At 35.2% G+C, this 26,606-nt stretch carries 26 protein-coding genes; 20 read left to right on the top strand and 6 right to left on the bottom strand.

Annotated elements, in window-relative coordinates; genetic code table 11:
* Positions 1-5: 5 nt before the first annotated feature.
* Positions 6-1,187 carry an alanyl-tRNA editing protein gene (locus NX902_RS12345; protein WP_095328762.1) on the bottom strand — a complete coding sequence of 394 codons (1,182 nt, stop codon included), beginning with the start codon at positions 1,185-1,187 and terminating at the stop codon, positions 6-8.
* A gap of 234 nt (positions 1,188-1,421) precedes the next feature.
* On the opposite strand from NX902_RS12345, the gene NX902_RS12350 reads away from it, so the two are divergent.
* The 3 genes from NX902_RS12350 (at position 1,422) to NX902_RS12360 (ending at position 4,916) form a co-directional block, all read left to right on the top strand.
* On the top strand, positions 1,422-1,607 hold the full coding sequence (locus tag NX902_RS12350; protein ID WP_095328763.1) for a cold-inducible protein YdjO-related protein: 186 nt from the start codon (positions 1,422-1,424) through the stop codon (positions 1,605-1,607).
* Between the two features lie 263 nt (positions 1,608-1,870).
* Positions 1,871-4,003 (top strand): PAS domain S-box protein, encoded by a 2,133-nt coding sequence (locus NX902_RS12355; RefSeq protein ID WP_235850202.1) that lies wholly within the window; start codon positions 1,871-1,873, stop codon positions 4,001-4,003.
* Between the two features lie 181 nt (positions 4,004-4,184).
* Positions 4,185-4,916, top strand: coding sequence for a 3D domain-containing protein (locus tag NX902_RS12360; protein WP_095328764.1), 732 nt, complete (start codon positions 4,185-4,187; stop codon positions 4,914-4,916).
* 121 nt (positions 4,917-5,037) lie between these two features.
* Here NX902_RS12360 and NX902_RS12365 read toward each other — a convergent pair whose 3' ends face one another.
* Positions 5,038-5,781: a hypothetical protein gene (locus tag NX902_RS12365; RefSeq protein WP_163186880.1), complete on the bottom strand. Its 744-nt coding sequence runs from the start codon at positions 5,779-5,781 to the stop codon at positions 5,038-5,040.
* Between the two features lie 147 nt (positions 5,782-5,928).
* On the bottom strand, positions 5,929-6,165 hold the full coding sequence (locus NX902_RS12370; RefSeq protein WP_047943419.1) for a helix-turn-helix domain-containing protein: 237 nt from the start codon (positions 6,163-6,165) through the stop codon (positions 5,929-5,931).
* 334 nt (positions 6,166-6,499) lie between these two features.
* Between NX902_RS12370 and NX902_RS12375 the strand changes: the two genes are divergently transcribed.
* From NX902_RS12375 to NX902_RS12425, 11 genes are all read left to right on the top strand, one after another.
* Positions 6,500-7,480, top strand: a complete 981-nt coding sequence (locus NX902_RS12375) for an XdhC family protein (RefSeq protein WP_163186878.1) — start codon at positions 6,500-6,502, stop codon at positions 7,478-7,480.
* Complete coding sequence (locus NX902_RS12380) at positions 7,477-8,088, top strand: nucleotidyltransferase family protein (RefSeq protein WP_095328767.1); 612 nt, start codon at positions 7,477-7,479, stop codon at positions 8,086-8,088. Before NX902_RS12375 ends, NX902_RS12380 begins: the two co-directional genes overlap by 4 nt.
* 1 nt (position 8,089) lies before the next feature.
* Positions 8,090-8,950: an FAD binding domain-containing protein gene (locus tag NX902_RS12385; protein WP_123257675.1), complete on the top strand. Its 861-nt coding sequence runs from the start codon at positions 8,090-8,092 to the stop codon at positions 8,948-8,950.
* Positions 8,951-8,970: 20 nt separating this feature from the next.
* Positions 8,971-11,259: a xanthine dehydrogenase subunit D gene (gene pucD, locus NX902_RS12390; RefSeq protein ID WP_163186876.1), complete on the top strand. Its 2,289-nt coding sequence runs from the start codon at positions 8,971-8,973 to the stop codon at positions 11,257-11,259.
* 10 nt (positions 11,260-11,269) lie between these two features.
* Entirely contained in the window at positions 11,270-11,758 is a 489-nt protein-coding gene (locus NX902_RS12395) for a (2Fe-2S)-binding protein (RefSeq protein WP_123257677.1), read from the top strand.
* 4 nt (positions 11,759-11,762) lie between these two features.
* A complete protein-coding gene (gene uraD / locus NX902_RS12400; RefSeq protein WP_123257678.1) occupies positions 11,763-12,281 on the top strand; it encodes a 2-oxo-4-hydroxy-4-carboxy-5-ureidoimidazoline decarboxylase in 519 nt (172 codons plus the stop codon).
* Positions 12,282-12,290: 9 nt separating this feature from the next.
* On the top strand, positions 12,291-12,626 hold the full coding sequence (gene uraH / locus NX902_RS12405; RefSeq protein WP_095328774.1) for a hydroxyisourate hydrolase: 336 nt from the start codon (positions 12,291-12,293) through the stop codon (positions 12,624-12,626).
* 7 nt (positions 12,627-12,633) lie between these two features.
* A complete protein-coding gene (locus NX902_RS12410) occupies positions 12,634-13,947 on the top strand; it encodes an allantoinase (RefSeq protein ID WP_341161076.1) in 1,314 nt (437 codons plus the stop codon).
* Between the two features lie 1,087 nt (positions 13,948-15,034).
* Positions 15,035-16,216 (top strand): formate-dependent phosphoribosylglycinamide formyltransferase, encoded by a 1,182-nt coding sequence (gene purT / locus NX902_RS12415; protein ID WP_123259120.1) that lies wholly within the window; start codon positions 15,035-15,037, stop codon positions 16,214-16,216.
* Between the two features lie 53 nt (positions 16,217-16,269).
* Entirely contained in the window at positions 16,270-17,532 is a 1,263-nt protein-coding gene (locus NX902_RS12420; protein WP_204259878.1) for an L-lactate MFS transporter, read from the top strand.
* A 150-nt stretch (positions 17,533-17,682) separates the two neighbouring features.
* The gene (locus NX902_RS12425; RefSeq protein ID WP_095328776.1) at positions 17,683-18,594 is read left to right on the top strand and encodes an AEC family transporter; all 912 of its coding nucleotides are present in this window, start codon (positions 17,683-17,685) and stop codon (positions 18,592-18,594) included.
* A gap of 57 nt (positions 18,595-18,651) precedes the next feature.
* Here the strand turns inward: NX902_RS12425 and NX902_RS12430 are convergent, their stop codons facing one another.
* On the bottom strand, positions 18,652-19,794 hold the full coding sequence (locus NX902_RS12430; protein WP_123257681.1) for a CAP domain-containing protein: 1,143 nt from the start codon (positions 19,792-19,794) through the stop codon (positions 18,652-18,654).
* Positions 19,795-20,082: 288 nt separating this feature from the next.
* On the opposite strand from NX902_RS12430, the gene NX902_RS12435 reads away from it, so the two are divergent.
* The 3 genes from NX902_RS12435 (at position 20,083) to NX902_RS12445 (ending at position 21,726) form a co-directional block, all read left to right on the top strand.
* Entirely contained in the window at positions 20,083-20,214 is a 132-nt protein-coding gene (locus tag NX902_RS12435) for a hypothetical protein (RefSeq protein ID WP_268874827.1), read from the top strand.
* A 165-nt stretch (positions 20,215-20,379) separates the two neighbouring features.
* On the top strand, positions 20,380-21,453 hold the full coding sequence (locus NX902_RS12440; protein WP_095328778.1) for a branched-chain amino acid aminotransferase: 1,074 nt from the start codon (positions 20,380-20,382) through the stop codon (positions 21,451-21,453).
* A 33-nt stretch (positions 21,454-21,486) separates the two neighbouring features.
* Positions 21,487-21,726, top strand: a complete 240-nt coding sequence (locus NX902_RS12445; RefSeq protein WP_047943433.1) for a hypothetical protein — start codon at positions 21,487-21,489, stop codon at positions 21,724-21,726.
* 103 nt (positions 21,727-21,829) lie between these two features.
* Here the strand turns inward: NX902_RS12445 and NX902_RS12450 are convergent, their stop codons facing one another.
* Positions 21,830-22,657 (bottom strand): Cof-type HAD-IIB family hydrolase, encoded by an 828-nt coding sequence (locus NX902_RS12450; RefSeq protein ID WP_095328779.1) that lies wholly within the window; start codon positions 22,655-22,657, stop codon positions 21,830-21,832.
* Between the two features lie 264 nt (positions 22,658-22,921).
* Here NX902_RS12450 and NX902_RS12455 point away from each other — a divergent pair, with 264 nt between their 5' ends.
* The 3 genes from NX902_RS12455 (at position 22,922) to pepF (ending at position 25,537) form a co-directional block, all read left to right on the top strand.
* A complete protein-coding gene (locus NX902_RS12455) occupies positions 22,922-23,125 on the top strand; it encodes an IDEAL domain-containing protein (protein WP_095328780.1) in 204 nt (67 codons plus the stop codon).
* A 409-nt stretch (positions 23,126-23,534) separates the two neighbouring features.
* Positions 23,535-23,666 carry a hypothetical protein gene (locus NX902_RS12460; protein WP_341122893.1) on the top strand — a complete coding sequence of 44 codons (132 nt, stop codon included), beginning with the start codon at positions 23,535-23,537 and terminating at the stop codon, positions 23,664-23,666.
* An 80-nt stretch (positions 23,667-23,746) separates the two neighbouring features.
* Entirely contained in the window at positions 23,747-25,537 is a 1,791-nt protein-coding gene (pepF, locus tag NX902_RS12465; RefSeq protein WP_095328782.1) for an oligoendopeptidase F, read from the top strand.
* A gap of 67 nt (positions 25,538-25,604) precedes the next feature.
* Here the strand turns inward: pepF and NX902_RS12470 are convergent, their stop codons facing one another.
* Positions 25,605-26,507 carry a LysR family transcriptional regulator gene (locus NX902_RS12470; protein ID WP_095328783.1) on the bottom strand — a complete coding sequence of 301 codons (903 nt, stop codon included), beginning with the start codon at positions 26,505-26,507 and terminating at the stop codon, positions 25,605-25,607.
* Between the last annotated feature and the right edge of the window lie 99 nt (positions 26,508-26,606).

The raw sequence follows: 26,606 nt of genomic DNA on the forward strand, positions 1-26,606 counted from the left end.
GTTTTTTATATACTCTCATCTAATCTTTGTCTTAGTTCCTTTAGGCAGGCATTTAATTGTAAAACGGAAGAGAACGTACCTTGTGCTTGCAGTACATTGCCACCACCTTTCCCTTCATATCCTTGGATTGTTTCCTTAAGAAACTTTCCACAATGAAGAGGATAATCACCATTCTGCTGTATTAGTATTTTTTTATCTGTTTCCGAACTCAGGAGAATAATGCTGCTAGATTGTTTTTGCAATAGATATTTGGCAAGAATAGATAAATCCTTGATTGTTTTGTCTGCAAATGAAAGGAAAATTACTTTTTCTGTATGTGTCGAAAGAATTTGTTCTGCTAAAAACGCTATATTTTCTCTTTTTAGTGTTTCTAATTCTTTAGTTAATGCCTTTTTCTCTAATTCCACTTTATTTACACGATCTTCAAGCTGCAGTTTATTTGTTTTAAAAAACGTTCCTAAGTTATCTAATATAGATTGTGCTGTTTGATAGTCACGAATGGCTCTCCACCCACTTAAAAAGAAAATCCTCGTTTGACCACGATGTTTTTCAGTTTTCAATATTTTAAAGACGCCTAATTCTCCAGTTCTGCCTACATGTGTTCCAGCACATGCAGAAAAATCCCAATTATCGATTTCCACGATTCTTATATCACCAGTTACTTTTGGCAGCTTTCTTAAAGGAAATTTACTCACTTGTTCATAGGTTGTAATATGCGTTTTGATTTCTAAGTTTTTCATAATATAGGAATTACAGGATTTTTCTAGTTGAGTCATTTGTTCCTTTGTTAGATCAGCTGTATCTATATCAATTGTTGTGTACTCTTTTCCTAAATGAAAGCTAACTGTTGGAATTTGATATAATTCTTCCAAAACAGCTGATAACATGTGCTGAGCAGTATGCTGCTGCATATGATCATATCGTCTATCCCAATCTAATTCACATGATACGAGTTTATTTTCTGGTTTTCTTTCCATAAGGTGATAAATTTGATTATCCTTCATCTGTACATCTACGACACGAATCCCGTCAATGAATCCAGTATCTGCTGGTTGACCTCCACCTTCTGGATAAAACGCTGTTTCTTTTAAAAGGACATAAATTTGATTTTTCGTTTCGATAACTTCCTTTATGGTGGTTGTCCATTTTGTTTCATATGGAGTTGAATAAAATAACTTTGTAGACATTATTAGCTCCTTCACGTTGAGTTTTCATCATATTACCATAACGATTACACTTAGTTACAGATTTTGAAAAATATTTGTTCATTTTTTTCGCTTTAAAGAAAATGGATGGTAAATGGGTACTACCCATTATGATTGTAAGTAGTAATAGGTGGTTTATTTCTTTCAATGTTTTGGTTTACATACATAATTATTAGAAGTGCTGGCAATAATAGTTTAAAAAGGGGGCGTGCTCATATGTTTTTTAATCGGAAAGGTGTGGAAGAAAAACCGGAAGAAGTGTTAATGAGTATGGAAGTATATGCATGTAATTCCTGTAACGGGTGGATGAGAAAGGATTTTGCTACAGACGATCTTCTTTGTCCTTTATGCGGAGATCAGACAACAGCTGAAATGAGAGAGCTTCCTCAAATCAGTAATTAATTATTAATCGCGAAAACTTGATAAATATATTTATTTTTGTTGTGCCAAGTCGTCGAGATTTCCTAATCAATATCCTTATTTAGGAAACTCTTCGACTTTCTTCATAAAATATTCAAGTCCTTTCATATCCCACTATTAAATCTCTCCACAGACGAATGGTTATGTGGCTATTTTGTGAATCATTTATACAAAAATGCTTTCTTATCTGTTTTATTTGATTTACAATCAAATAGAATGCAAAAAATAGATTAGGAGGATTTTTGTTGTATAACTCCATATTAATTTTCATTAGTATCCTAATCGTATATATGGCATGCTATTCTTCGTTTGATTTATTTCAATTAGTAAAAAATGGAGAGAAAAATAGTAGATTTTTGTTTTTAGCAAGCACATTTACGATAGGTTTTGGATTTTGGATTTTAAGTTTTATTGATATGATGATTAAAAATGTGTATGCAACTGCTAACTATAATATCCCTATCACTATCTTATCAATGGTAGTAGGCATATGCTTTAGTGGTATGGCATTTTATGCGCTATTAGATAAGAAAAAAAAGAAGAGAAGGATTTATGTATCTGCTTTCTTTTTTAGTCTTTCTTTATTATCAGTATCCATTATTGGTTTTTATTCAATCGGCAGTATAGTATATTATCAAATTCCGCAATTATTTATCAGTTTTTTATTGTTATTTTTTGTATTTTTTATTTCGATATGGCTATCATTTTATCCTGTTAATATCTCTGCCGTTTTTAAAAAATGGATACGTCCTGTATGTAGTTTACTAATGACAGGAGTGTGTATGATCAGTCATTTCATTCTCTTAAGTGATGTAAGTGCACCAGAAGTTTCCGTTGTGAGGGATTCCTATCAAAGCAGCTTCATTATTTACATTGCATTATTTGTTTCTGTCTTAGTTTTAGGTGGGTTAATTGGAACAAGTACCTTAATTGGAGAACGAATGGATGTAGGAGCAATTAATGTGAGAGATATGCAGCATGCTTTGGATGAGTCTGCAATCGTTGCTTTTACTGATAATAATGGAATGATTACATATGTAAACGATAAATTTGTGGAAGTATCGAAGTATAGTCGTGAGGAATTGTTAGGACAAAATCATCGTATTTTGAATTCTGGCCATCATTCGCCTGAGTTTTTTCGACAATTATGGAATACGATTAAAAAAGGGGAGATATGGAAAGGGGAGATACTCAATAAAGCAAAGGATGGTACGCTATATTGGGTTGATACCGTAATAGTCCCTTTTTTAAATAAGGAGGGGGCACCTTATCAGTATGTAGCAATAAGACGTGACATTACAGAGCAAAAAATGGTTCAGCATCAACTGGAAGAGTCTGTACGTGAAGTAAGTGACATTACCTATGCATTAGAACAATCAAGTATTATTGCATTTACAGATAAAAGAGGAATTATTACAAATGTTAATTCTAAATTTTGTGAGATATCCGGATATAGTAGACAGGAATTAATCGGGAAGACCCATCGTATTGTAAATTCTGGCTATCATTCAAAAGATTTTTTCCGAAATGTTTGGCAAACAATTGGAAAAGGAGAAATTTGGAAGGGGGAAATCCGAAATAAAAGGAAAGATGGCTCCTATTATTGGGTGGACACAACTATAGTCCCTTTTTTAGATAAAAACAATAAGCCTTATCAATACTTAGCTATTAGAAATGATATTACAGAAAAGAAACGAACAGAAGAAGTTCTTCATCGACAAGATAAATTAGCCGCGATTGGTCAATTAGCAGCTGGTGTTGCTCATGAGATCCGCAACCCTCTAACTTCCATAAAAGGATATGCGGAATTTTTGAGTATGGATGAAACCGAGAAAGATCGACAGGAATACTTTGAGATTATTCTAGATGAAATTGAAAGAGTAAACTCTATTGTCGAGGAATTCATGCTTCTTTCTAAGCCGACTGTTTCTGTATTAGAGAAAAAACCGCTACTTCCTATTATAGATAATGTTCTTTCGATTTTAGATTACCAGCTGCGAAAAAATAAAATCCAATTGAATCGCTACTACGAAGATTCCAATCCTTTCGTAGAATGTGACGAGAATAAATTAAAACAGGTTTTCTTGAACTTTATAAAGAACGCGGTCGAAGCAATGCCTGATGGGGGATCTATTGATATAAATGTAAAAAAAGAAAAGGGGAATATTTCCATTTTAATCAAAGACAGCGGAATTGGCATGTCAAAAGAGCAACTAAAAAAAATAGGTGAGCCCTTCTTTACAACTAAAAAAGAAGGCAATGGACTTGGACTAATGGTCAGTTTCAAAATAATTGAGAATTTAAATGGAAAAGTATATGTTGACAGTGAATTAAATAAAGGAACAAGCTTCCATATAACCTTACCTTCCGTTCATTAAAAAATATGTTTAAAAAGAAAACAGGTGTAAGTTAGTTGATTATTCTGACGATTCGTATTGTGTTTGTTATTGGATTGTCATATACGTAATCGAATTAACAACTGCCTGTTCTTTTTTTTGACGTTTTTCATGTTAAGATTATACCTGTTAGCTCAACTGGAGCTATTTTAGGAGGTATAAAATGAAAAAAATCTTTTCTATTCTAACTTGTGCGTCAATACTAACTACAGCTGCTCCGTTTGTAGGTGCAGAAGAAATGAAAGTTGAAAAAGGAGATACCCTTTGGTCTATTTCACAAGAAAAAAAGGTAAGTGTTGATGATATAAAAAGATGGAATGATTTAGATAGTGATATCATTAAAGTGGATGATACACTTACTATTAAAGAGGTAAAGAAATACAAAGTAAAAGCGGGAGATAATCTATGGAAAATCTCTAAAAAATATAATACAACTGTAGATCAGCTGAAGGATTGGAATAAGCTGAATAGTGATACAATACATAAGGATGATGTATTGATTGTTTCCAAAGAAGGTTCTGAACAAAAAACGTCAGAATCAAAGCCAGTTAACAAGCCGGTTAAAGCAGATAATACAGTAAAGGCTGAAAGTACAAATTCAGCAGCAAAAGAAATCACAGTCACTGCAACAGCATATACAGCAAATTGTGAAGGCTGTTCTGGTGTTACAGCAACTGGAATTAATTTAAAGGATAATCCAGATAAAAAGGTTATCTCAGTTGATCCTAACGTAATTCCTCTTGGCTCTAAGGTCTATGTTGAAGGATATGGTACTGCAATTGCTGGTGATACAGGTGGAGCAATTAAAGGGAAGAAAATCGATGTTTTTGTTCCATCTCAAGCGAAAGCATTAGAGTGGGGAAGAAAACAAGTATCAGTAAAAATTCTTGATTAAGTAAATAGTGCTGGAAAGTATTCCAACAAAAAATAAACCTAGACGATTATACGAATGTTTTTATTAGCATCTTCGTATAATTGTTTAGGTTTTTTTATTTGGTTATAAACCAGTTACCATTTTATTTTTTTATCGTTTCATCCTTTTCAGAAGAAACGAAGAATCGCTGAATTGGCTGTGAGATGCTTTTGATATTGTTTTCTATTTTTTCCGCTAAATAGTGTATTCTTTCGAAGATAACTTCTTTTAGATAGTCGAGCTGTCGACTGATTTTATTGACGCTCCCAGTTGTTTCCTTCATGCTTTCTAATAAGGTTTGCTGAAATATTTCTTGTAAATCCAGCTTTTCTGCAATATGTTGATAGTTCGTTTCTGTTTCCGTGATTTTTGTTTTCACATCTGTAGCAAGCTGATTAAAGTCTTCCATTTTATTAGAAATCATCACAATATCTTTCTCCTGAAAAGATAACTGGTCAAATAAAGCTGTTTGCCGCAGAGATTCTTCCTCTGTTAAATCTTTTTGCTCCTGCGCTAGTAAGATAATAGTGTCAAGTTGTTCTTCTATTTTGGATGTTTCATTATCCAAAGCAGTAAATTTAGTTAAAAGCTCCTTTGTAGCTGAATCATTAAGTTCTAATTTTGAATCGATTTCGTTAAATTGTTGAAGATGCTTCTTCTGTTTCTCAATCGAATCTTCCTGAAATTTATTCCATAATGTCATTAGTTGCTCATTTTGTTTGTGCTGTTTAAAAAGATATTCCTGTAAATAATTATGGTGGTAACGGGATTGATTATTTAAACTTTCTGCAGAAAGTTTGGGAAGATAAATTTTTGAAGAATTGCTGTGATGTTCATTAATAGGCATTTTTCCCCTCCTTTCTCCTTCTTTATCCTATTGGGAGAGAGAAAAAAGGGTGCAGGGAGGATAATTTTTAAATAGAAGAAAATAGAAAGTATCTACATAAAACACAACATGAGGGATCTGTATGTACTTGCTATTTTCTTCTAGAAATTACATAAACGGAGGAATTCCTTTACTAATTTCTGATATTATGGATGTAATGGAGGCGATATCTTGATCGTCAATGTTAAACGTTTGTCTAATCTTATTTTCTAAATCTTTACTAACTCTTCGCTTTCCGACTTCCACTAAAGCAATTAATGCAAAGCTGCAATTTAAAACACGGGCAAAATCTCTCTGTGTCATTTCGTAATTTTTCCTAATAAATTTAATAATTTCTTTATTCATAGTCCACCTCATTTAATTAAATAAAAGAATAAATAAGAAAGACGAAAAGAAGAATTTTTTAATCCAAGATATGAGAATTATAGTTGATAATCAAGGAAATGTAAATATATAAAGCTAGTAAAAATGAATACAAATATTTTGAAACCTCAACAATTCTTTTGTAATTTTTAGATAATTTGTTCAATTTATCTAATTACCTCTTTGATTATTATTTAATTAGTCCAATGACATATAAAAGGGAAGGAATTAATATGATGTAATAACATCCAATGTAATAAAAGGTAACAATTATTTTCGATCCGACTAAAAATTTGATTGGAATGGAGGAGTTAGCATGTCTTCCGATCATTATGCTGTTATTGATGCGGTTATTGCAATGGAAAAAAACAATTATTTAGCGACAATTGTGAATGTGGAAGGAACAGCCTACCGAAAAGAAGGAACTTTGATGTACATCACAGAGACCGGTAAAGAAGAGGGATTACTAACAGGCGGATGTGTAGAACAGGATTTACTCGCACGAATCGAAATGCAGAAAGAAGCAAAAGCCTTTCTGATGGAATACGATCTGCGATCTGAAGATGACTTAACATGGGGGCAAGGCGTTGGATGTGATGGGAAAATTTATATTATGGTTGAACCGATCACACCAGCAACAAGCGCTGTTTTTCAGCAATTAAAATCATATATGCAAAAAGGAGAAAGTGTCAAACTTATTAAGAGTTTCCATAAAATAAATAAATTCCTTGTTAATACGGTTATTCCACTAGGAAAAGAAGAAACAAATCCAGCATTAACTTCTTTTTTGGATACCGGAAATAATTATATATTTACACAAGTTCTCTCTCCTCAACCAAGATTAATTATCTATGGGGCAGGACCTGATGTTAGGCCAGTTGTTTATTTTGCAAGCAAAGCTGGGTTTTATGTCATTTTATCTGATTGGCGAGAAGCTAATTGTTCAGTAGATAATTTCCCTGATGCAAAAGAATACCAAATAGGTTCTCCGACTCAGGTACTAGACGCAATAAATCCCTCAGAAAATGATTATCTATTATTGATGACACACAACTTTAGTAAAGATCAGGAATTCGTACATTTACTTTTGGAACGAAGGGTGAAATTCTTAGGCTTATTAGGCTCCAAAAAGAGATCGGAAAAATTATTGGCAGAAAAAATAAAGCCAGATTGGGTCCACTATCCAGTGGGGATATCTATTCATTCAGAAAGCCCAGAAGAAATCGCCATTAGTATAACAGCACAATTAATTAAGATAAAAAATAGCAAGAATTCTGTTATGGGGAAAATTGGATGATTGCAGCTCTATATTTAGCAGCAGGGAATAGCAAGAGGATGGGTGAACATAAACTGTCCCTTCCTCTTCGGAATGAACCAGTAGGTAATCATGCATTATCCGTGTTGCTGACCTCGCCATTTGTTGATTTTGTAATTGTTATCACCCAACCAGACGATGACTTAAACTGGATAACTCCTGTCAATAAACTCTTATTAAATGGAAAAAAAGGGAAAGTGATTAATTGTGACGAATCGTCTCTAGGACAATCTTATTCCTTAAAAAAAGGGTTTAGAGCAGCTATCGAGCAACAAGCTGAAAAGATTCTTGTATGTTTAGCAGATCAACCTTTCATTACCCATGATATGATTGATAAAATCGTGACTACTCCATTACACCCTCCATATAAATATGTAGCAAGCATGCATAATGGAGTATACAAACCACCGATTTTGTTCCATCAGAGCGCATTATCAGATGTAAACCAGCTAGAAGGAGATAAAGGAGCTAGAAAATTATTAAAAGATGGTATATTGCAAGGAGAAAAGATTGAATTTTCTGAAGAAGAATATTTTATTGATATTGATACAAAAAATGATTATGAAAAAGTGCTGAAAAGGAGGGAATAACATGCATGTTTCAACACTCAATTATCCGACTACTGTGGAAATACCTACCACCCTAGCTGCTATTAATAAATGGAATGAATCAGATTATGCCTTCATTTCTGGCGGAACGATCCTTCAAGTAAATTGGGAAGCAGGTCATGACAAGCCAAACCATCTTATTAGTACAGAAAAATTAATAGAGTTAAAAGGAATCTCAGAAGTAGAGCGAAATGGTCAATATTTCTTGCAGATTGGTGCAGGCATGTCTATTTCTGATTGTTTAATCAACCCATTGGTACAAAAAAAGGCTCCGCTTATAGTAGCAGCATGTGAAAAGATAGCAGCTCCTGCTATCCGTAACAGAGGAACAATTGGCGGAAATATATGCAGCAAAATTGGTGATTGCATTCCTGCTTTATTAGTTTTGGAGGCACAATTAACATTTTTTAATGGCAAGGAGACCTACTTGGTCACATTAAAGGATTGGCTGGCATCACAAAAAAGCCACTCATCTGAATTGTTAACAAAAGTGCTCATACCAATAGCAGCACCGAAGACAGAAACATATTCTTTTTTTAAAAAGATTGGTAGACGGGCCAGTTTTACTGCCGCTATTATCTCGATTGCAGGGTATCTAGAGTTTGAAGAAAAAAATATAAGAATAATAAGAATTGCAATTGGCGGCGGCAGTCACATTCCGACTCGTCTTATAAGCACAGAAAGGGAGTTTACCCGCTCACATAGTGCTATTGATTGGTCCCGCATCTTTAAAGTAATTCAGGAAGATTTCTCTTCTTATACAGATCCCTTTATATCAGAAGCTTATCGCAAAAAAGTCGCAGCAAACGTAATTGTTGCTAATATGAAAGAATTACTCCAATAGAGAAGAAGGGAGTTGTTAAAATGGTTCTTGATATCGAAAGCGCTGGTAGTCGTTGGAAAATAAGAAGAGACGGCGAGCCTAAAGTGACCGGAAAACTTAAGTATTTAACAGACTTAACGTTTCCTAATATGCTCTATGGAACCGTTCTAAGAAGTGAATATCCTCATGCGGAAATTGAATCGATTGATACTAAAGAAGCAGAAGAGCTTGCTGGGGTTTTTGCTGTTATCACCTATAAGGATGTACCAGGCTTAAATGGCTTTGGGATTGTTATACAGGATCAACCTGTCTTTTGTGAAGAGAAAGTCAGATATGTAGGCGACGCAATTGCCGCTGTTGCGGCTAGAACAAAGGAAATAGCACAAAAAGCCATTTCCTTAATTAAAGTAAAGTATCAGCCGTTGCAGACAATAACAGATCCAGATGAAGCCTTAAAAGACACTGCAATCAGGCTGCATAAAGAAGGAAATCTCCTTCACCATGCTGCTTTTAAGAAGGGAAAAAGCAATATAGAGGAAGCTTTTAATAAGTGTGAATGGATCATAGAAGAAACGTATCAGACACCAAGACAAATGCATGCTTATATGGAAACGGAAGGTGGTGTGGCTGTACCAGATGAAGCAGGAGGCATTACCATTTATGCACCAACCCAGCATGGTTTTAAAGATCAGCTGCAGCTTTCTCGAATTTTAACACTCCCGCTGGAAAAAATCCGGATTATCTCTAGCCCGATTGGGGGCTCATTTGGAGGGAAGGACGAATTAAATGTTCAGCCCTATATCAGCTTGCTGGCATTAAAAACACAGCGACCGGTGAAAATCCATCAATCAAGAAGAATATCGATTAAGGCTGGTTTAAAAAGACATCCAATGAAAATCTATATGAAGACAGGTGCCGATGCATCTGGAAAAATAATTGCCCACCAAGTGAAGATTACGGCAGATACTGGTGCTTATGCGACTTTAGGACCGGCAGTACTTGACTTTGCTGTAGAGCATAGTACTGGTCCATATATAATCGAAAATGTAGATGTTAATGGCTATTCCGTTTATACGAATAACGGCGTTGCCGGTGAATTCAGAGGATTTGGCGGCAATCAAATCACCTTTGCATTAGAAACGCAAATTGAACGCTTAGCGGAAAAAGCAAAAATAGATTCAACTAAATTACGCTTCACTAATTTACGCAAGACAGAAGATTTTGGCCCGGTAGATCAGCCTATTGTTGCAACAACTGGTGCTTATGCTGTCCTTGCTGAAATTACCAAGTCAGCAATACTTCAAAAAAACTTGGACACCAATGCGATGGATGGAGATGGGAAAATAAAAGGAAGGGGATATAGTATTACCATGCATGGAGGGGGGTTGGGATATGGAAGAGCAGATGCTTCTGGTGCCCGATTGGCTTTAAACAGTGCAGGAAAATTAGAGGTGTCTTTTGGTTTCGAAGAATGTGGGCAAGGATTAATCTCAACCATTGAAATGATTATGACAGATACCTTTTTTTGCGTGTCTAGTGATATTGAAATTATTATTGGTGATACAGCTAAAGTTCCTCATTCTGGATCTTCTACTGCCTCACGAGCAACAAATATGGTGTGGCTAGGGATCAGTAAATTAAAAGCTCCATTTAGCGAAAAACTCCTTACATTAGCAGAAAAACAAACTAAATGCTCAAAAGAAAGCTTATACCTTGGTAAAAACGGCATTTGGAAAAAGGAAGAAGAAAACAAGGGACCAGCGCTTATTCTTTCCTATAAACAGTTAGCAGATTCATGTGAAGAGCTACCAACTGTTTCAGCAAGCTATCACTTTCCTACTACGCCAAACTCGATTGACGGCGGTCACTTCCTATATACTTTTGCTGGAGTAGCAGCAGAGGTCGAAATAGATATTTTAACCGGGATCGTTGCAGTAACTAGGATGGACCATGTTATTTCAGCTGGACCTGTAGTGAACCCAATGGGATATTTAGGGCAAATTGAAGGGGGAGCTAATATGGGGTTAGGATTTACGATTATGGAGGATGCAGTAATGGAAAATGGCCGATACATGAATGAAAATTTTGATACCTATCTTATTCCAACGATACTCGATATTCCGATAGAGACAACGGTAACAGCCATAGAAGAATTAGTCCCCGGAGATGACTATGGGCCAAGAGGTGTGGGGGAAATCGGCACAGTTGCTGTTGCTCCTGCTATCATTTCCGCCATTCATGACGCAACAGGCATATGGCTTAATCAACTACCAGTGCGTGCGGATATACTATTACAAGCATTGGAAAAACAACAAGGTTTACTAGATTAGGAGGGGGCAAATGGATACAAATGAAATCACGGAAACAACCACTTTTAAGGTGAATGGAGAATCTTTAACGCTAAGTCTTCCTCCAACATTTCGCCTTGTTGATATTCTTAGGGAGGTTTTAACTTTTACTGGGACGAAAATAGCTTGCGAAGCTGGTAGGTGTGGTGCTTGCTCAGTCATCATGAACGGAAAGCTGGTGAATTCCTGTTTAGTAATGGCATATCAATTAGAAAATGCAGAAATTTTAACGATTGAAAGCTTAGCAGAAAAAAATCTTCATCCCATCCAAGAAGCATTTTTACAGGCGGGCGCACTACAGTGTGGTTACTGTACTCCTGGGATGGTAATGGCATTAAAAAGTTTACTAGATGAAAACGAGCATCCCTCTAGAGCGGAAGTACTGACTGCTTTATCTGGAAACCTTTGTCGCTGTACAGGATATGAAGGAATTTTAAGAGCTGTTACGTTGTTAACTAATAAACGGGATGAAAAGGGATGAATATATGTATACGATAGCAGAAATTAATCAAATGAATCGACAGGAATTCATCGAAAAGATTGGCTGGGTGTTCGAGCATAGTCCGTGGATTGCCAATAAAACTTGGAATTATCGCCCCTTTCCAAGCTTAAATACACTCTATCAACTAATGGTACAGGCAGTAATGGAAGCGCCAATTGGAGATCAGCTTGATTTAATCCGGGCACATCCTGATTTAGGCGGGAAGTTAAAAATGACCTCCTCTTCTAGTAAGGAACAAAAAGGTGCTGGCTTGAATCAATTATCGGAGCAAGAATACATGCAATTTGCAGCCTTAAATAAGACCTATTCCGAGAAATTCGGCTTTCCGTTTATCTTAGCTGTCAAAGGTCATACCAAGGATTCCGTTTATCAGTCCATGAAAGAACGTGTAAACCACACAAAGGAAGAGGAATTTCAAACTGCATTAACCGAGATATTTTCTATATCGAAATTCCGATTAGAGGAAATAGTCAAACTAGAAACAGAAGGACAAGGTGCATAGATTATGAAAATGGGCATAACAACTCATGTATTAGATTTATCCAAGGGGAAACCAGGAAAAGGGATAAAAGTTGAGCTGTGGAGATTACTAGATTCTGAAAGAATTTTTTTAGCAAGCGGAATAACCAACCAAGACGGCAGAGTCGACACTATCCTATTAGAAAAAGTAGAGACTGGAGAATTCGAATTAGTATTTCATATACAAGAGTATTATCGTCATTTAGAAGAACAACACCCATTTTTCACCACGATTCCTATCCGTTTTTATACAGATGAAACCCAGCCGCATTATCATATTCCTTTATTATTATCTGGCTGGGGATATCAAACCTATCGGGGGAGCTGATGACTTGGTGGATTTAGATTTAATCATTCAAAATGGAATCCTTGTAAATGAGGAAACATTATATAAAGCTGATGTCGGAGTAAGGGGTGGGAAAATAGTCCTGGTTGGTTCGGAAATTAACGGAAATAACGCTACAAAAATCTTCAATGCGGATGGACTATATCTATTTCCCGGTGTTATTGATTCACATGTCCATTTTAACGAGCCAGGAAGAAGCGACTGGGAAGGGCTTGAATCAGGCAGCAAAAGCTTAGCTGCTGGTGGTGCAACATTATTTTTTGATATGCCTCTAAATAGTCATCCACCTACAACAACAGAATATGGTTTCCAGCAAAAAGAAAGGCTAGCAAAGGAAAAATCAATTATTGATTACCGTTTATGGGGCGGAATTGTTCCAGGAAATTATGATGAGATTGAAAAATTAGTAAAATGTGGTGTCATTGGTTTTAAAGCATTTATGTCGAATAGCGGGATAGAAGATTTCCAAAGCGCTGATGACCGCACTTTATATCAAGCGATGCAAAAAATCGCAGCCTTACATAGTATCTTGGCTGTACATGCAGAAAGTGATACGATTACAGAGTTTTTAAGCAAAGAAATCATCCATCAACAGACGAATCTTGGCCTTGCTTTTTCCAATGCAAGACCGATATTTTCGGAAGTGGAGGCTGTTCAACGCATCATTGCTTATGCCGAATCCACAAAGTGTAAACTGCATATTGTTCACATTAGCAGTTCGAAAGTATTGGAACCAATAGTTTCCGCAAAGAAGCGAGGGCTGGACATAAGCGTCGAAACATGTCCTCATTATTTGTCATTAACAATCGATGACTTAGAAGAATTAGGAGCAGTCGCAAAATGTGCTCCACCCCTGCGTTCTGATAAGGAAGTAGATGACTTGTGGAAAGCAATCAAACGAGAGGAAATTGATATGATTGGATCTGATCATTCACCATCTCTGCCATCGATGAAAAATGGCAATTTATTAGAAGCGTGGGGTGGAATTGCCGGCTGTCAAACAACCCTGTCTGTTTTATTAGAAGAAGGCTTTTGGAAACGAGGAATTTCTCTTCCGCTTATCGCAAAAATAACAAGTACGAACCCAGCTAAACGCTTCGGTCTCTATCCACAAAAAGGAAGTTTCGCAAATGGAAGTGATGCAGATATAGCTATTGTTGATTTAAATGAAACCTATACACTCCAAAAGGAAGATCTGTATTATAAGCATAAAATAAGCCCTTATATAGGCAAAACGTTTAGGGGTAAAGTGAAAGCAACTATTTGCAAAGGAGAAATAGTTTATTCAACTCTTAATGGATAGCAAGACTTTCACAATTTATTAATAAGGATACAGGAGTGTTTGGTGTTTGTAATTAACCATGATTGAGGAGGAAAAACCTCTAATCATGGATTGTTTTGTTTCCTTTTGTATAGAAAGTATTTATTTGCCAATGAAAACCACTTACACCATCTTTTCCGCAAAAAGTGGCGTTCATCTGGAGAATGAAAACCACTTATATTATCTTTTCCGCAAAAAGTGGCGTTCATTTGTTGAATGAAAACCACTTACGCTATCTTTTTCGCAAAAAAAAGCGTTCATTTGTTGAATGAAATCCACTTATGCCATCTTTTCCGTAAAAAGTGGCGTTCATTTGTTGAATGAAATCCACTTACGCCATCTTTTCCGCAAAAAGTGGCGTTCATTTGTTGAATGAAAACCACTTACGCTATCTTTATCGCAAAAAGTGGTGTTCATCTGGAGAATGAAAACCACTTACGCCATCCTTTCCGCAAAAAGTGGCGTTCATTTGTTGAATGAAAACCACTTACGCCATCCTTTCCGCAAAAAGTGGCGTTCATCTGGAGAATGAAAACCACTTACGCTATCTTTTTCGCAAAAAGTGGTGTTCAACTGGAGAATGAAAACCACTTATATTATCTATTCCGCAAAAAGTGGCGTTCATTTGTTGAATGAAAACCACTTATGCCATCTTTTCCGCAAAAAGTGGTGTTCAACTGGAGAATGAAAACCACTTACGCTATCTTTATCGCAAAAAGTGGCGTTCATTTGTTGAATGAAAACCACTTATGCCATCTATTCCGCAAAAAGTGGCGTTCATCTGGAGAATGAAAACCACTTATATTATCTTTTTCGCAAAAAAAAGCGTTCATTTGTTGAATGAAATCCACTTACGCCATCCTTTCCACGAAAAGCAGCGTTCCTCTTCCCTAAATGCACTAACACTTATCAACAATTAATTTTTCCATCATTATAACAAAATACGAATTATTAATAACTAAATTATAAAAACGTTCGGAAATGGAGAAAAAAATACTTGAATAGAAGAGATTTTTACGATATTATGCAGAATAAAGGAATAATTAATTGTTTAGGGGGATTGGCAATCGTGTTAGGAGCACCAAATACTTCACAAGCAAGAAAGATTATGTTATTAGGTTCTGGAGAATTGGGTAAAGAGGTTATTATCGAAGCGCAGCGACTGGGACTAGAAACAATCGCAGTCGATCGTTATGAACAAGCACCAGCAAGTCATGTTGCCCACCGCGCATATACAGTAGATATGCTTGATGTTAACCAATTAAAAGCAATAATTGAAAAAGAAAAACCAGATTATATTGTTCCTGAAATTGAGGCGATTGCAACGAGTGCGCTTATGGAGCTAGAAGAAGAGGGGTATTCGGTAGTTCCAACTGCTAAAGCTACCTATTTAACGATGGATCGTGAAGGTATAAGAAGATTAGCAAGTGAAACGTTGAACATACCGACTGCAAAATATGCCTTTGCCAATAACATAACAGAATTGAAAGATGCCGTACATAATATAGGTTTTCCTTGTGTAATAAAGCCAGTCATGAGCTCTTCTGGAAAAGGGCAAAGTATTTGCCGGAGCATAGATGAAATTGAATTTTCCTGGAAAGAAGCTGTTGATGGCGGAAGAGGAAAGAAAACAAGAGTCATAGTGGAAGAGTTTATTGAATTTGAATCAGAGATTACGCTTTTAACCGTACGTTCAGTTAATGGCACTACCTTTTGTCCTCCAATTGGGCATACCCAAAAAGACGGAGATTATATAGAATCATGGCAGCCTCATTTCATGTCGGCTGAACAATTAGATGAGGCAGAAATGATTGCTAAGAAAATCACGGATAGTCTGGGTGGATATGGAATTTTTGGTGTGGAGTTATTTTTAACGGAAAATGATGTTTATTTTAGTGAAGTCTCACCACGTCCACATGATACTGGAATGGTAACAATGATTACTCAAGACCTTTCTGAGTTTGCGTTACATGTTAGAGCGATTTTAGGGTATCCAGTTTCAGGAGTGAAACTACATAGCCCAGGTGCTAGTAAAACATTAAAAGCAACTGAAGAAAGTAACAGCTATTTCATTCAGGGGATAGAAGAAACGCTATCATTTGAAAATACCCAAATACGCATTTTTGGAAAACCAAAGACAACAAAAGGGCGGAGAATGGCAGTAGTATTGCATACAAATGAAACGGTGGATTTAGCGTTAGAAGGGGTAAGGAAAGCTTCCGCGCCACTTTCCATCACCTATTCTAGCTGACTAGAAAATGTAATTTAAGATAATTTACAAATAAACACAATAGGGGTATTACAATGAAAACAAAAAATCGTTGGCTTATTGCTTTATCTGCAGTTGGTATTCATATTTCAATCGGATCTGTATACGCATGGAGTGTATTTACAAAGCCGCTTGAATCACAGTATAATTGGACATTAACGAGTATTTCCTGGACTTTTAGTATTGCGATCTTATTTTTAGGATTATCAGCGGCGTTTTTAGGACATTTTGTTGAAAAATACGGACCACGAACTTCCGGCATGTTGTCTGCTTGTATGTTCGGTTTAGGGATGGCTGGTGCTGGATTTGCTACAAGTATCGAATCTTTACCACTTCTCTACATTACTTATGGAATGTTTGGGGGGATTGGCTTAGGGGTTGGGTATATTACTCCTGTATCCACATTAGTTAAGTGGTTTCCGGACCGCAGAGGATTGGCAACTGGATTAGCTATTATGGGATTTGGTTTTGCTGCAATGATCAGTAGCCCAGTTATGAATCATTTAATTAATACAGTTGGTATATCTAATACTTTTTATATTCTTGCAGCTGTTTATTTTGTTATTATATTTGTTTCAGCACAATATTTAGAAGCACCTCCAAAAGGCTATTTGCCGAAAGGTTTTCAGCAATCAGTTGAAGCTGGTAATGTAATAGTAAAGGAAGATTTATCACAATTAACAGCAAATGAAGCAGTTAAAACAAAAAGATTTTGGGCGTTATGGATTATGCTATTTATCAACATCACATGTGGTATTGCTATTCTTGCCGTTGCTTCGCCCATGGGACAGGAATTGGCAGGCATGTCAGTTGCGGGTGCTGCGACCCTAGTTGGGATTATGGGTGTATTTAATGGAGTTGGAAGAATTGCATGGGCTACAATTTCTGACTATATCGGCAGACCCAATGTATATACTTTGTTTTTTGCTGTTCAAGTAGTTGCATTCTTTGCACTGCCACATTTACATCATTATATTGCCTTTTCCATCATTATTTTTATAATTATGTCTTGCTATGGTGGAGGTTTCGCGTCCATTCCAGCTTATATTGGTGATATTTTTGGCACAAAACAGCTAGGAGCTATTCATGGTTATATTCTTACAGCTTGGTCAGCTGCAGGTGTTGCTGGACCTAGCATTGTATCATGGATTCGTGACACAACAGGAAGCTATCAAGGAACATTACTTGTTTTCTCTTGTATGTTTATTGTATCTCTGGCTGTTTCTTTACTTATTCGTTTAGATATTCGCAGATTAAAAGAATTGAATAAATCAGCGACAGAAAGTAATAGCTTCTAATAGTATTTAAAAAAGACTTATCACGTTTGATGCATCTAAAATTTTCTCAAACGTAATAAGTCTTTTTCTATCTAAGTCTTTGCAAGTATACGGATTAGTAGTATAGTAGGTTCATTGGAAATTTGCAGCTTAGTTAGGGGAAATTAGAAAATGGAAAATTTTAATACGCAATTTTTGTATTCCGTGATTATTATTGGCATGGGGTATTTCTTTAAACAAAGAAATATTATTAAAGAAAAAGATGGAGAAGGGCTTGCAAGGATCATTTTCAATATTACTTTACCTTGTTTAATCATCACCACCTTACATAATGTCATAATTGAAAAATCTTTGTTAATATTGGTATTTCTTGGTTTATTCTATGGTGTTCTTATTTCCATAATTGGACTATTTCTGTTCCGAAATGAAGCGAATAAGCAAAAAGGGATGTTAGGTATGTTGATACCCGGATTTAACATTGGTATTTTTGCATATCCTTTGGTGCAGGGTATATGGGGGGCTGAAGGGATAAAATATTTTGGTATGTTCGATATTGGGAATGCCCTTGTCACTTTCGGAATTAGTTATTTAATTGGCAGCTATTATTCACAAGAAGGATCCGAACTTTCAGCGAAGCAAGTGGTAGGGAAGCTGGGACGATCGATCCCGCTGATGACCTATGTACTTATTTTCTTCATCAGTATTGTAGGTATCGAGATACCCCATCAGATAATTGATGTGACATCTACCATTTCGAAGGCTAATATGCCACTCTCTTTGCTGCTTCTCGGTATTTATTTGAACTTTTCTTTTGAAAAGAGTCACTGGAAAGGAATTGGAAGGGTACTAGGGATTCGGTACGGGACAGGGCTTTTTTTAGGCGTACTAGCATATTTTTTATGGCCAGCAGAAGATATGTTTCGTTATACCATTTTAATCTGCTTAATCTTGCCGATGGCATCAAGTGTTTTACCGTATAGTGTGGAGTTTAAATATAACCAACGATTTGTAGGAACTGCTGCTAATTTATCGATAGTCATTAGTTTTTTCTTAATTTGGATGATTGGTAATTTAATTGTATAAATAGAAAGTTTGTTAATCGTAAAAACGAGGCTGGAATCAATTTTCCAGCCTCGTTTTTTATTCTGTCAGGAAGTTTTCGGTATAATATGGTTGAGACTTATTGTTAAAGGCAACTCCTACGCCGAGAGAGGCGAAATCTTTTTGAAGAATATTTTCTCGATGGCCGCTCGAATTCATTAAGCCTTCGTGAGCAAATATACTGCTGTTTTGGCCATAAGCCAAATTTTCCCCTGCTATCGTGTAACGGATACCATCGTTAAGCATGCGATCAAATGGAGATTCACCCTCCAGATTAGTATGGCTGAAATAATTATTTTCTGCCATATCTAAACTATGTTTTTGAGCCGTATCACGAACTGCCTCATTCCAAGTCAGCGGCTTTAAATGGTTATTGACACGACTGGCATTAGTTAAATCAAATAATTGGTATTCAAAGCCTTCTTTTAATTTTTCATTTCCTTCCACATAAAAATCCTTGCGATTTTCTTCTAAGGAAGAGCTGATAATTTGCAGAGCAGTTACGGTGTTATTTTCATGCTTATCAAAGAATACCGTTACATATGAATCATCAAGTGCGAACACTTCGTAATCCCTGTCCTCTGCCATTTTATAAAAAACAAGTCCTTTTCTTATCTCTGTTAATGGTTTTCCTAATGTTTTTAAGACAACTTCTTTCTTTGTTCCTTTTTTTATCCCGTTTGTTGAAGCAATTAAATCTTGATTGGTATATAAAGCTTCTACTTGATTATGTTCATCATAGCCTACCATAACAAAATTGTGATAATTTTGATGATAGGCATACCAAGAGATGCCGTATTCATTAATTGTTTCACGCTTTGGTGATCCCAGTGACTTTTCAACCGACTTTTTATCATCGCCGAGAGATATATTATGAATCGAAAAAGGATGGTCTTGCGGTGTAACTAATTCTGGTTTATCAATTTCTTCTGTATCTTCAGTATTTTCTTCAAAATTCCAGTCTGGTAACATATCCTCTGCATCTTTAAAAAAGGATTTTATTTTTTCAAACTCATCAGTAAAAGATTGGAAAAAGGAAGTGATCGAATCTTGATTTATGCGATTTTCCATGGAACCAGAAGGTTTGCTTTCTTCAGCATTATGTCCATTGTCTTTAAGATAAAAATTATATGCCCCATATATAAGGAGAATGGTAATAACCCATTTTAATAGTCTAATCATTGATAGTAACCTCCAATAGTCTTCTAATTATAACCAAAAAAATTAGGTTTAAAACTATTTTATCTGGGTATATTGAGATAGATTGTTTTTCACTTTTTATCCTATTTAATTATTATACCATGTCATTACGTCCTAATTGGTTTGTCTAGACTGTGTAATCAATTTGTAAAGCATCTTTATTATATGTAAACAGTATAAACTGCTATAATGAATATAACCGTTCCCATTTGGGAAATTTTAGTTATAAGCACTCTAGACAGATTTAAGACGGTTTTAAAGGAGGCTACTATGCATTTAATTAGAACCGACATCGATGAGATTTTAACAAACACAGCCGATTTAGAGCAGGAAATATCCACATGGAATTTAATCGACATAGAAATTGATGAACTTTTAGAAGACACAAAGCATTGGAATTAATTGTTGCAACCAAATGTACAAATTTTGTAGATATTGGTTGCTTTTTTTGTGCTGTAAATAACTATTAGTAAAAATTTTTACATCTTTTTTTCGAAATTACTTTCACTACAGTAAGTTTGCGTTATAATAAATAGAAATAATATTTAAGATGAGGAGAATGGAAACGTGACAGATCAAACAATTACTGTGACTTTAGCAAAAGATAAAAAACCGAAACCAGATCCTTCTACATTAGTATTTGGTAAAGTATTTACAGACCATATGTTTATGATGGATTATACAGTAGACAAAGGTTGGCATGATGCTCAAATTTTGCCATATCAACCAATAACTTTAGATCCTGCTTCTGTTATTTTCCACTATGGCCAAGCAGTTTTTGAAGGCATGAAGGCATACTTAACGGAAGAAGGTAAAGTGCTATTATTCAGACCAAAGAAAAATATGGAGCGTTTAAATAAATCAAATGACAGACTTTGTATTCCAGAAATAGATGAAGAGTTTGCCCTAAATGCCTTAACACAATTAATTAATATTGATAGAGAGTGGATTCCGAAAGGGGAAGGTACTTCTTTATACATAAGACCATTTATCATTTCCACACAGCCGTTCTTAGGAGTTGCTGCATCAATTAGCTATAAATTTATGATCATTTTATCTCCTGTTGGTTCGTATTATAAAGAAGGAGTTAAACCGGTTAAAATTTTTGTGGAAAATGAATATGTTCGTGCAGTTGCTGGTGGTACAGGATCTGCTAAAACTGCTGGAAACTATGCAGCAAGCTTAAAAGCGCAGCAAATTGCAAATGAAAGAGGATATTCCCAAGTTCTTTGGCTAGATGGCGTAGAAAAGAAATATATTGAAGAAGTTGGAGCGATGAATGTTTTCTTTAAAATTAATGGGGAAGTATATACCCCTGAATTAAATGGAAGCATACTAGAAGGGGTAACCAGAAGCAGTGTTATGGAGTTGCTGAAATATTGGAATATTCCTGTAACAGAAAGAAAAATAACTATTGCTGAAATCTTTGAAGCACATAAAAATGGTCAATTAGAAGAAGCATTTGGTACAGGAACAGCTGCTGTTATCTCCCCGATTGGTGAGTTCTTCTGGAACGAGGAAAAAATCGTTTTAAATAATGGAGAAACAGGGGAGTTAGCATCCAAATTATATAATACAATTACAGATATTCAAAATGGAAGACAAGAAGATCCATTTGGATGGGCTGTTGAAGTGAAATAATTCCTTTTGCGAGGAAAATAAAGGAGTATCTTAATGGTGAATAAAAGCCACACGCTAAATTTTGGATGGAATTTAATAGCACATAAAGATTATAAACTTTTCTCTAATCAAAATGAATATGTTTTAATGGATTGGGATGGGGACGTTGTCTTATGTGTTTCTGTTCAAGACCATGAGATTGAAATCCTTCGTAGTAATTGGAATCTTCATTTTAAAGTAAATTTAGCTTTTAAAACAATCAAGGTGTTTAATGAGCCTGATGAAGAAGAATGAACCAGTAAATTTTTAAAAGAAGAATAACGGAAATCTTAAAAGAGATAAAGCTTCGATTTATAATCGAAGCTTTATCTCTTTTATATGCGAATAAAATAAATCATTAAACAGATTTCGTAACCAAGGGTTCTAAAATAAACATATCGATTACCTTTGCTATACCATCGTTGTTATTTGTATCAGTTACGTAATCTGCAAGCTGCTTTACATCATCTGGCGCATTGCCCATAGCAACTCCAAGGCCAGCAAATTCAATCATGGCAACATCGTTATAACTATCACCTATTGCAATCACTTCTTCTCTAGAGATACCAAGTTTTTCAATAAGTATCGCTAAGCTTGTCCCTTTAGTAACACCTAATTCAGTAAATTCAAGGAAGTATGGCTTAGAGCGCATGACACTTAAATCATTAGCCAATTCTTTTTGTAGTCTTGCTTCTACCTCTTTAAGATAATTTTCTTCTTTCACCATTAATACTTTTACAACAGGAGAAGAAACGGTCTGCTTAAAATCCGCAACTGTTTTTATCGGCAAGCCTGTAAGTTTTCCTTCGATTTCAGTAAAAGGATTATTTTCTTGCGTAATAATTTCGTCATTCATATAAGTATGAATCCAAATGTTTTCTCTCTGGCTCAAATCAAATAGCTGGTGAACAGTTTCGGGAGAAAGTGTACTGCTGAATAATTCTTCGTTTGTTTGACAGTTAGTTATTTTTGCTCCATTGAATGAAAGAATAAAACTGCCATATTCCGCAAGTCTTAATTCTTTTGCCGCGTCCAGCATTGCATATGTTGGTCTTCCAGAAGCGAGAACTACTTTTACACCTTTTTCTTGTGCAAGCATTAAAGCAGTTTTGGTTGCTTCTGAAATAATATGGTCATCTGTTAATAAAGTATCATCCATATCTAATACGATCATTTTATAGCTCATCTGTATTTCCCCTTTCATAACCTCTTTACAGAATACATGAAAATAGAGAAATAGCCAATATCAAATTGGTGATAAAAGAGCGAAACAAAACTTCGAATTGCACCTTTTTATGTTTATAAATTTCTCTAGTGGGAAGTAATTAAATACAGTTACTAATTAGGAGTTAAATAAAAAAATAAAATGGAATAAATTACCTCAAAAAAAGTATTTGAATTATCAGAATATTACTGCTATACTATAAAAAAGAACAAGGGGTTGATTCAAATGGAAAAATATTTATTAAATGCACCAAAACAGTCTGTAGGAAATGTTGTGGATTCTTTATTTGCAGAAATGGTATTGGAAAAGGCCCTTTATGACTTTCAAAAAGCTGCACTAAAAAAACAAATCGATGAAACATTAATTGCTGGTGACAAAGAATTATTTTATCGTTTAACAAAAGAATTAAATCAATTAACTGCAAAATAACTACCGTAAAATATATAATATACTCATATTCGCTATCCTTGAGGAGAAAAACCTCGCTATATTTCTGAGAAGAAATTCAAGCGAGGTTTTCGCCTGAAAAAGGATAGTTTTTTTATTCCATTACCTAATTTCAGAACAAATAAAAACTGCTGATAAACAATATGTTTATCAGCAGTTTAAGGGACACTTAAGTGTGTCCTACGTATTGAGGCAATAAACTACGCTCCACATAGCGCAATAACGTTCATTGACTTATTCAATATAGCTCATCGCTTGATAAATATATCACATATAAATGATGCTGACAAGCTTTTTAAAAGAATAGTAGTTTTATTGTCCAATTGAGCATACGGACTGCATTGTTTTCCGAAAAATTAGCATTGCTTTTGAACATGTTAAAAAACTGCCAATGGAGCTTATTAATTGTCACAAAACTAAATTAGATATTGATCGTCATTCCAAAATAGAAGAAAGAGTAGTATTAGTCTTTTCTGCTTTACATAAAAGCATTCTGCTATGTATCATTATTGCATATACATAAAATCTCTTCTATTTTAAACAAAATGATAAGACTTTTATAAATAAGGGTAAAATAGAAACAGAAAGAATGGGAGGAAGTTTATGCAAACATATAAAACAAGGGAAGAAGTTGCTGATTGTGAAAAATGGAATTTACGTGATATATACGAATCAGAGGCTGCGTGGGATAACGATTTAGAAGCGGTAAAAGAAAAAATAACGACTCTTTCAGGATTCAACGGAAAAATTACAAACGGAACAACCTTATTAGCATATCTAACATTATCAGAGAAAGTTAGTTATTTATATAGGAAAGTCTACGCATATGGCATGCTTCTTTTAGACCTAGATACACGGAATACACATGCTCAAAGTCTTATTGAAAAAGCTCGGTTAGTAGGCCAAAAATATAGTAGTGCCACTGCCTTTTTTATGCCATATTTATTATCCTTAGATGAGCAGGAATTGAATACTTACATACAAGAAGAAGAGGGCTTAGCGTATTTTGAAAAAGATCTCTTGGAATCTTTCCGCTATAAAAAACATGTATTAAGCAAAGAGAAAGAAGAGGTACTATCTGAACTTGGAGAATCGTTATCTGTTCCTAGTAATGTGTTCGGTATGATAAATAATGCAGATATAACCTTTGGGGAAGTAACAACTGATAATGGTGAAAAGATTGAATTAACAAGAGGAATGTATGCAAAAAGAATAGAAGATGAGGACCGAGATGTTAGAAAAGAAGCTTATTTGGCGTATTATAAGCCATATATTGGTCTTAAGAACACAATTGCTGCGACCTTTAGCGCCGCCGTTAAAAACAATGTAAAAACAGCAAAACTTCGAAATTATCCTTCTGCTTTAGAAAAAAGTTTATTTGGTGATCAAGTACCTGTTGAGGTTTACGATAATTTAATTAGTACGACGAGAAAAAATTTACCTTATATGGATGACTATATGAATTTTCGTAAGAAACGGCTGCAACTTGATGAACTTCATGCTTATGACTTAAGCGTTCCACTAGTTGGCGAGGCCGCTAAAGAAGAGATCAGCTATGATGATGCTTTTCAGATTATGCTGGAGGCGCTGAAGCCTCTTGGTGAAGAATATTTAAGTGTGTTAAAAACATTTAAAGAAAAACGATATATAGATGTACGTGAAACTCCTGGGAAACGTTCAGGTGCTTACAATTTAGGCTTATATGGCGTCCATCCGTATATTTTACTGAACCATCGAGATGATTTAGATAGCTTATTCACCTTAGCTCACGAATGCGGACATGGTATGCACTCTTATTTTAGTAGTAAGCATCAGCCGCAAATAAGTGCAGGATATAGTATTTTTGTTGCGGAAGTAGCATCTACTGTTAATGAAGTCTTATTAATTCGTCATTTGTTAAAAACAGAAGATGACGAAACAAAACGCGAGCATTTATTGCATCATTTTATTGATAGCTTTAAAGGAACCTTCTTTACACAAGTTATGTTTGGTGAGTTTGAAAAAGCGGTTCATGAACAAGCAGAAAAAGGGTTGCCACTGTCTTTGGATTTTTTCAATCAAACCTATGAAGAATTATTTAAAGCATACAATGGCAGTGCTTTAGTAATAGACGAACAAGTGAAATATGGATGGGCAAGAATTCCGCATTTCTATCGTCCATTTTATGTATATAAATATGCGACTGGCTTTGCTTCTGCGATTAATATTGCTGATAAACTTCTCGAAGGAAAGAAAGAAGATGTAGAGAACTATTTAGAGTTTTTAAAAAGCGGAAGTTCGGATTATCCTCTTGAACTTCTAAAGAAAACCGGTGTCGATTTGACCAGTCCTGAACCAATTAATCATGCATTAACAATTTTTCATTCTTTAGTGAAGGAAGTATTAAAAAAATAAAAAAGTTTTCACAAAAAAATAAGGGTCCATTGCCTTTTGCAAAGGTGTGGCCCTTATTGCTTCTTTGTTACTGATATTTTTCTAGAATCGTGAAAAAGTCGATGATAAATCGACGAAATGTTTGTACAGATGGTGGCAATTCTCGATTACTTGGTACGATGATACCAACTGTACGACTAATAATTGGATCCTCAATAGGAACCTTCACTGTAAATTTGGGAACAGTATCATAAAATGTACTCTCTGGAAGAAGAGTTACACCCATTCCTGCGGAAACTAACCCTTTGATTGCATCTAAATCCTCCCCCTCAGCATTAATATTAGGTAAAAATCCTTCTTGTTTACATGCATCAATCGCGATTTTTTGCAATATATATCCTTCGGGAAATAAAACAAATTCATCATTTCGCAGATCCCGTAAGCGTAGTGATTTTCTTTCACTCAAAATATGATTGCTTGGTAATAGTGCGAAGATTTTCTCTGTAAATAGAATATTTCCTGTTAATAAGAAGTCATCTGTTGGTACAGGTCCTAAAAATGCTAAATCTATATCTCTATTTTTTACACCTTCGGTTAAAAAGTGATAAGAGCCTTGCCTTAATTGAAACTTTACATGTGGATGCTTTTCTTTAAATGCTGATATGACAGTAGGCAGTAAGTGGCTTGCAAGACTAGTTGGAAAGCCAATTTTAATCGAACCTCTTTCTGGGTCCAGATAGGCATTAACTTGTTCTACAGCTCGATCAACTGATTTCAGGATTGATTGGGAGTGGGTTAAAAAAATTTTTCCAATTGGAGTTAATTTAACATTTCTTCCTTCTCGTTCAAATAATTGAACACCTAATTCATCCTCCAAATTTGCAATTTGACGACTAACAGCAGATTGAGCAACATGAAGATGCTCAGCAGCTTCTGAGACGTGCTCTCTTTCAGCTACTTCAATAAAGTATTTTAGTTGTCTAAGTTCCATTTTTACCGACCTTCTTTATAATAATCTCTTTTTTAGATTAGTTCTATCTAAATGATATATTGTACATATGAATTTGTATAGTATAATTAAATTATCTGA

This window comes from Niallia sp. FSL W8-0954 (assembly GCF_038005605.1).
In the GTDB taxonomy this organism is placed as follows: Bacteria; Bacillota; Bacilli; order Bacillales; family Cytobacillaceae; genus Niallia; species Niallia circulans_A.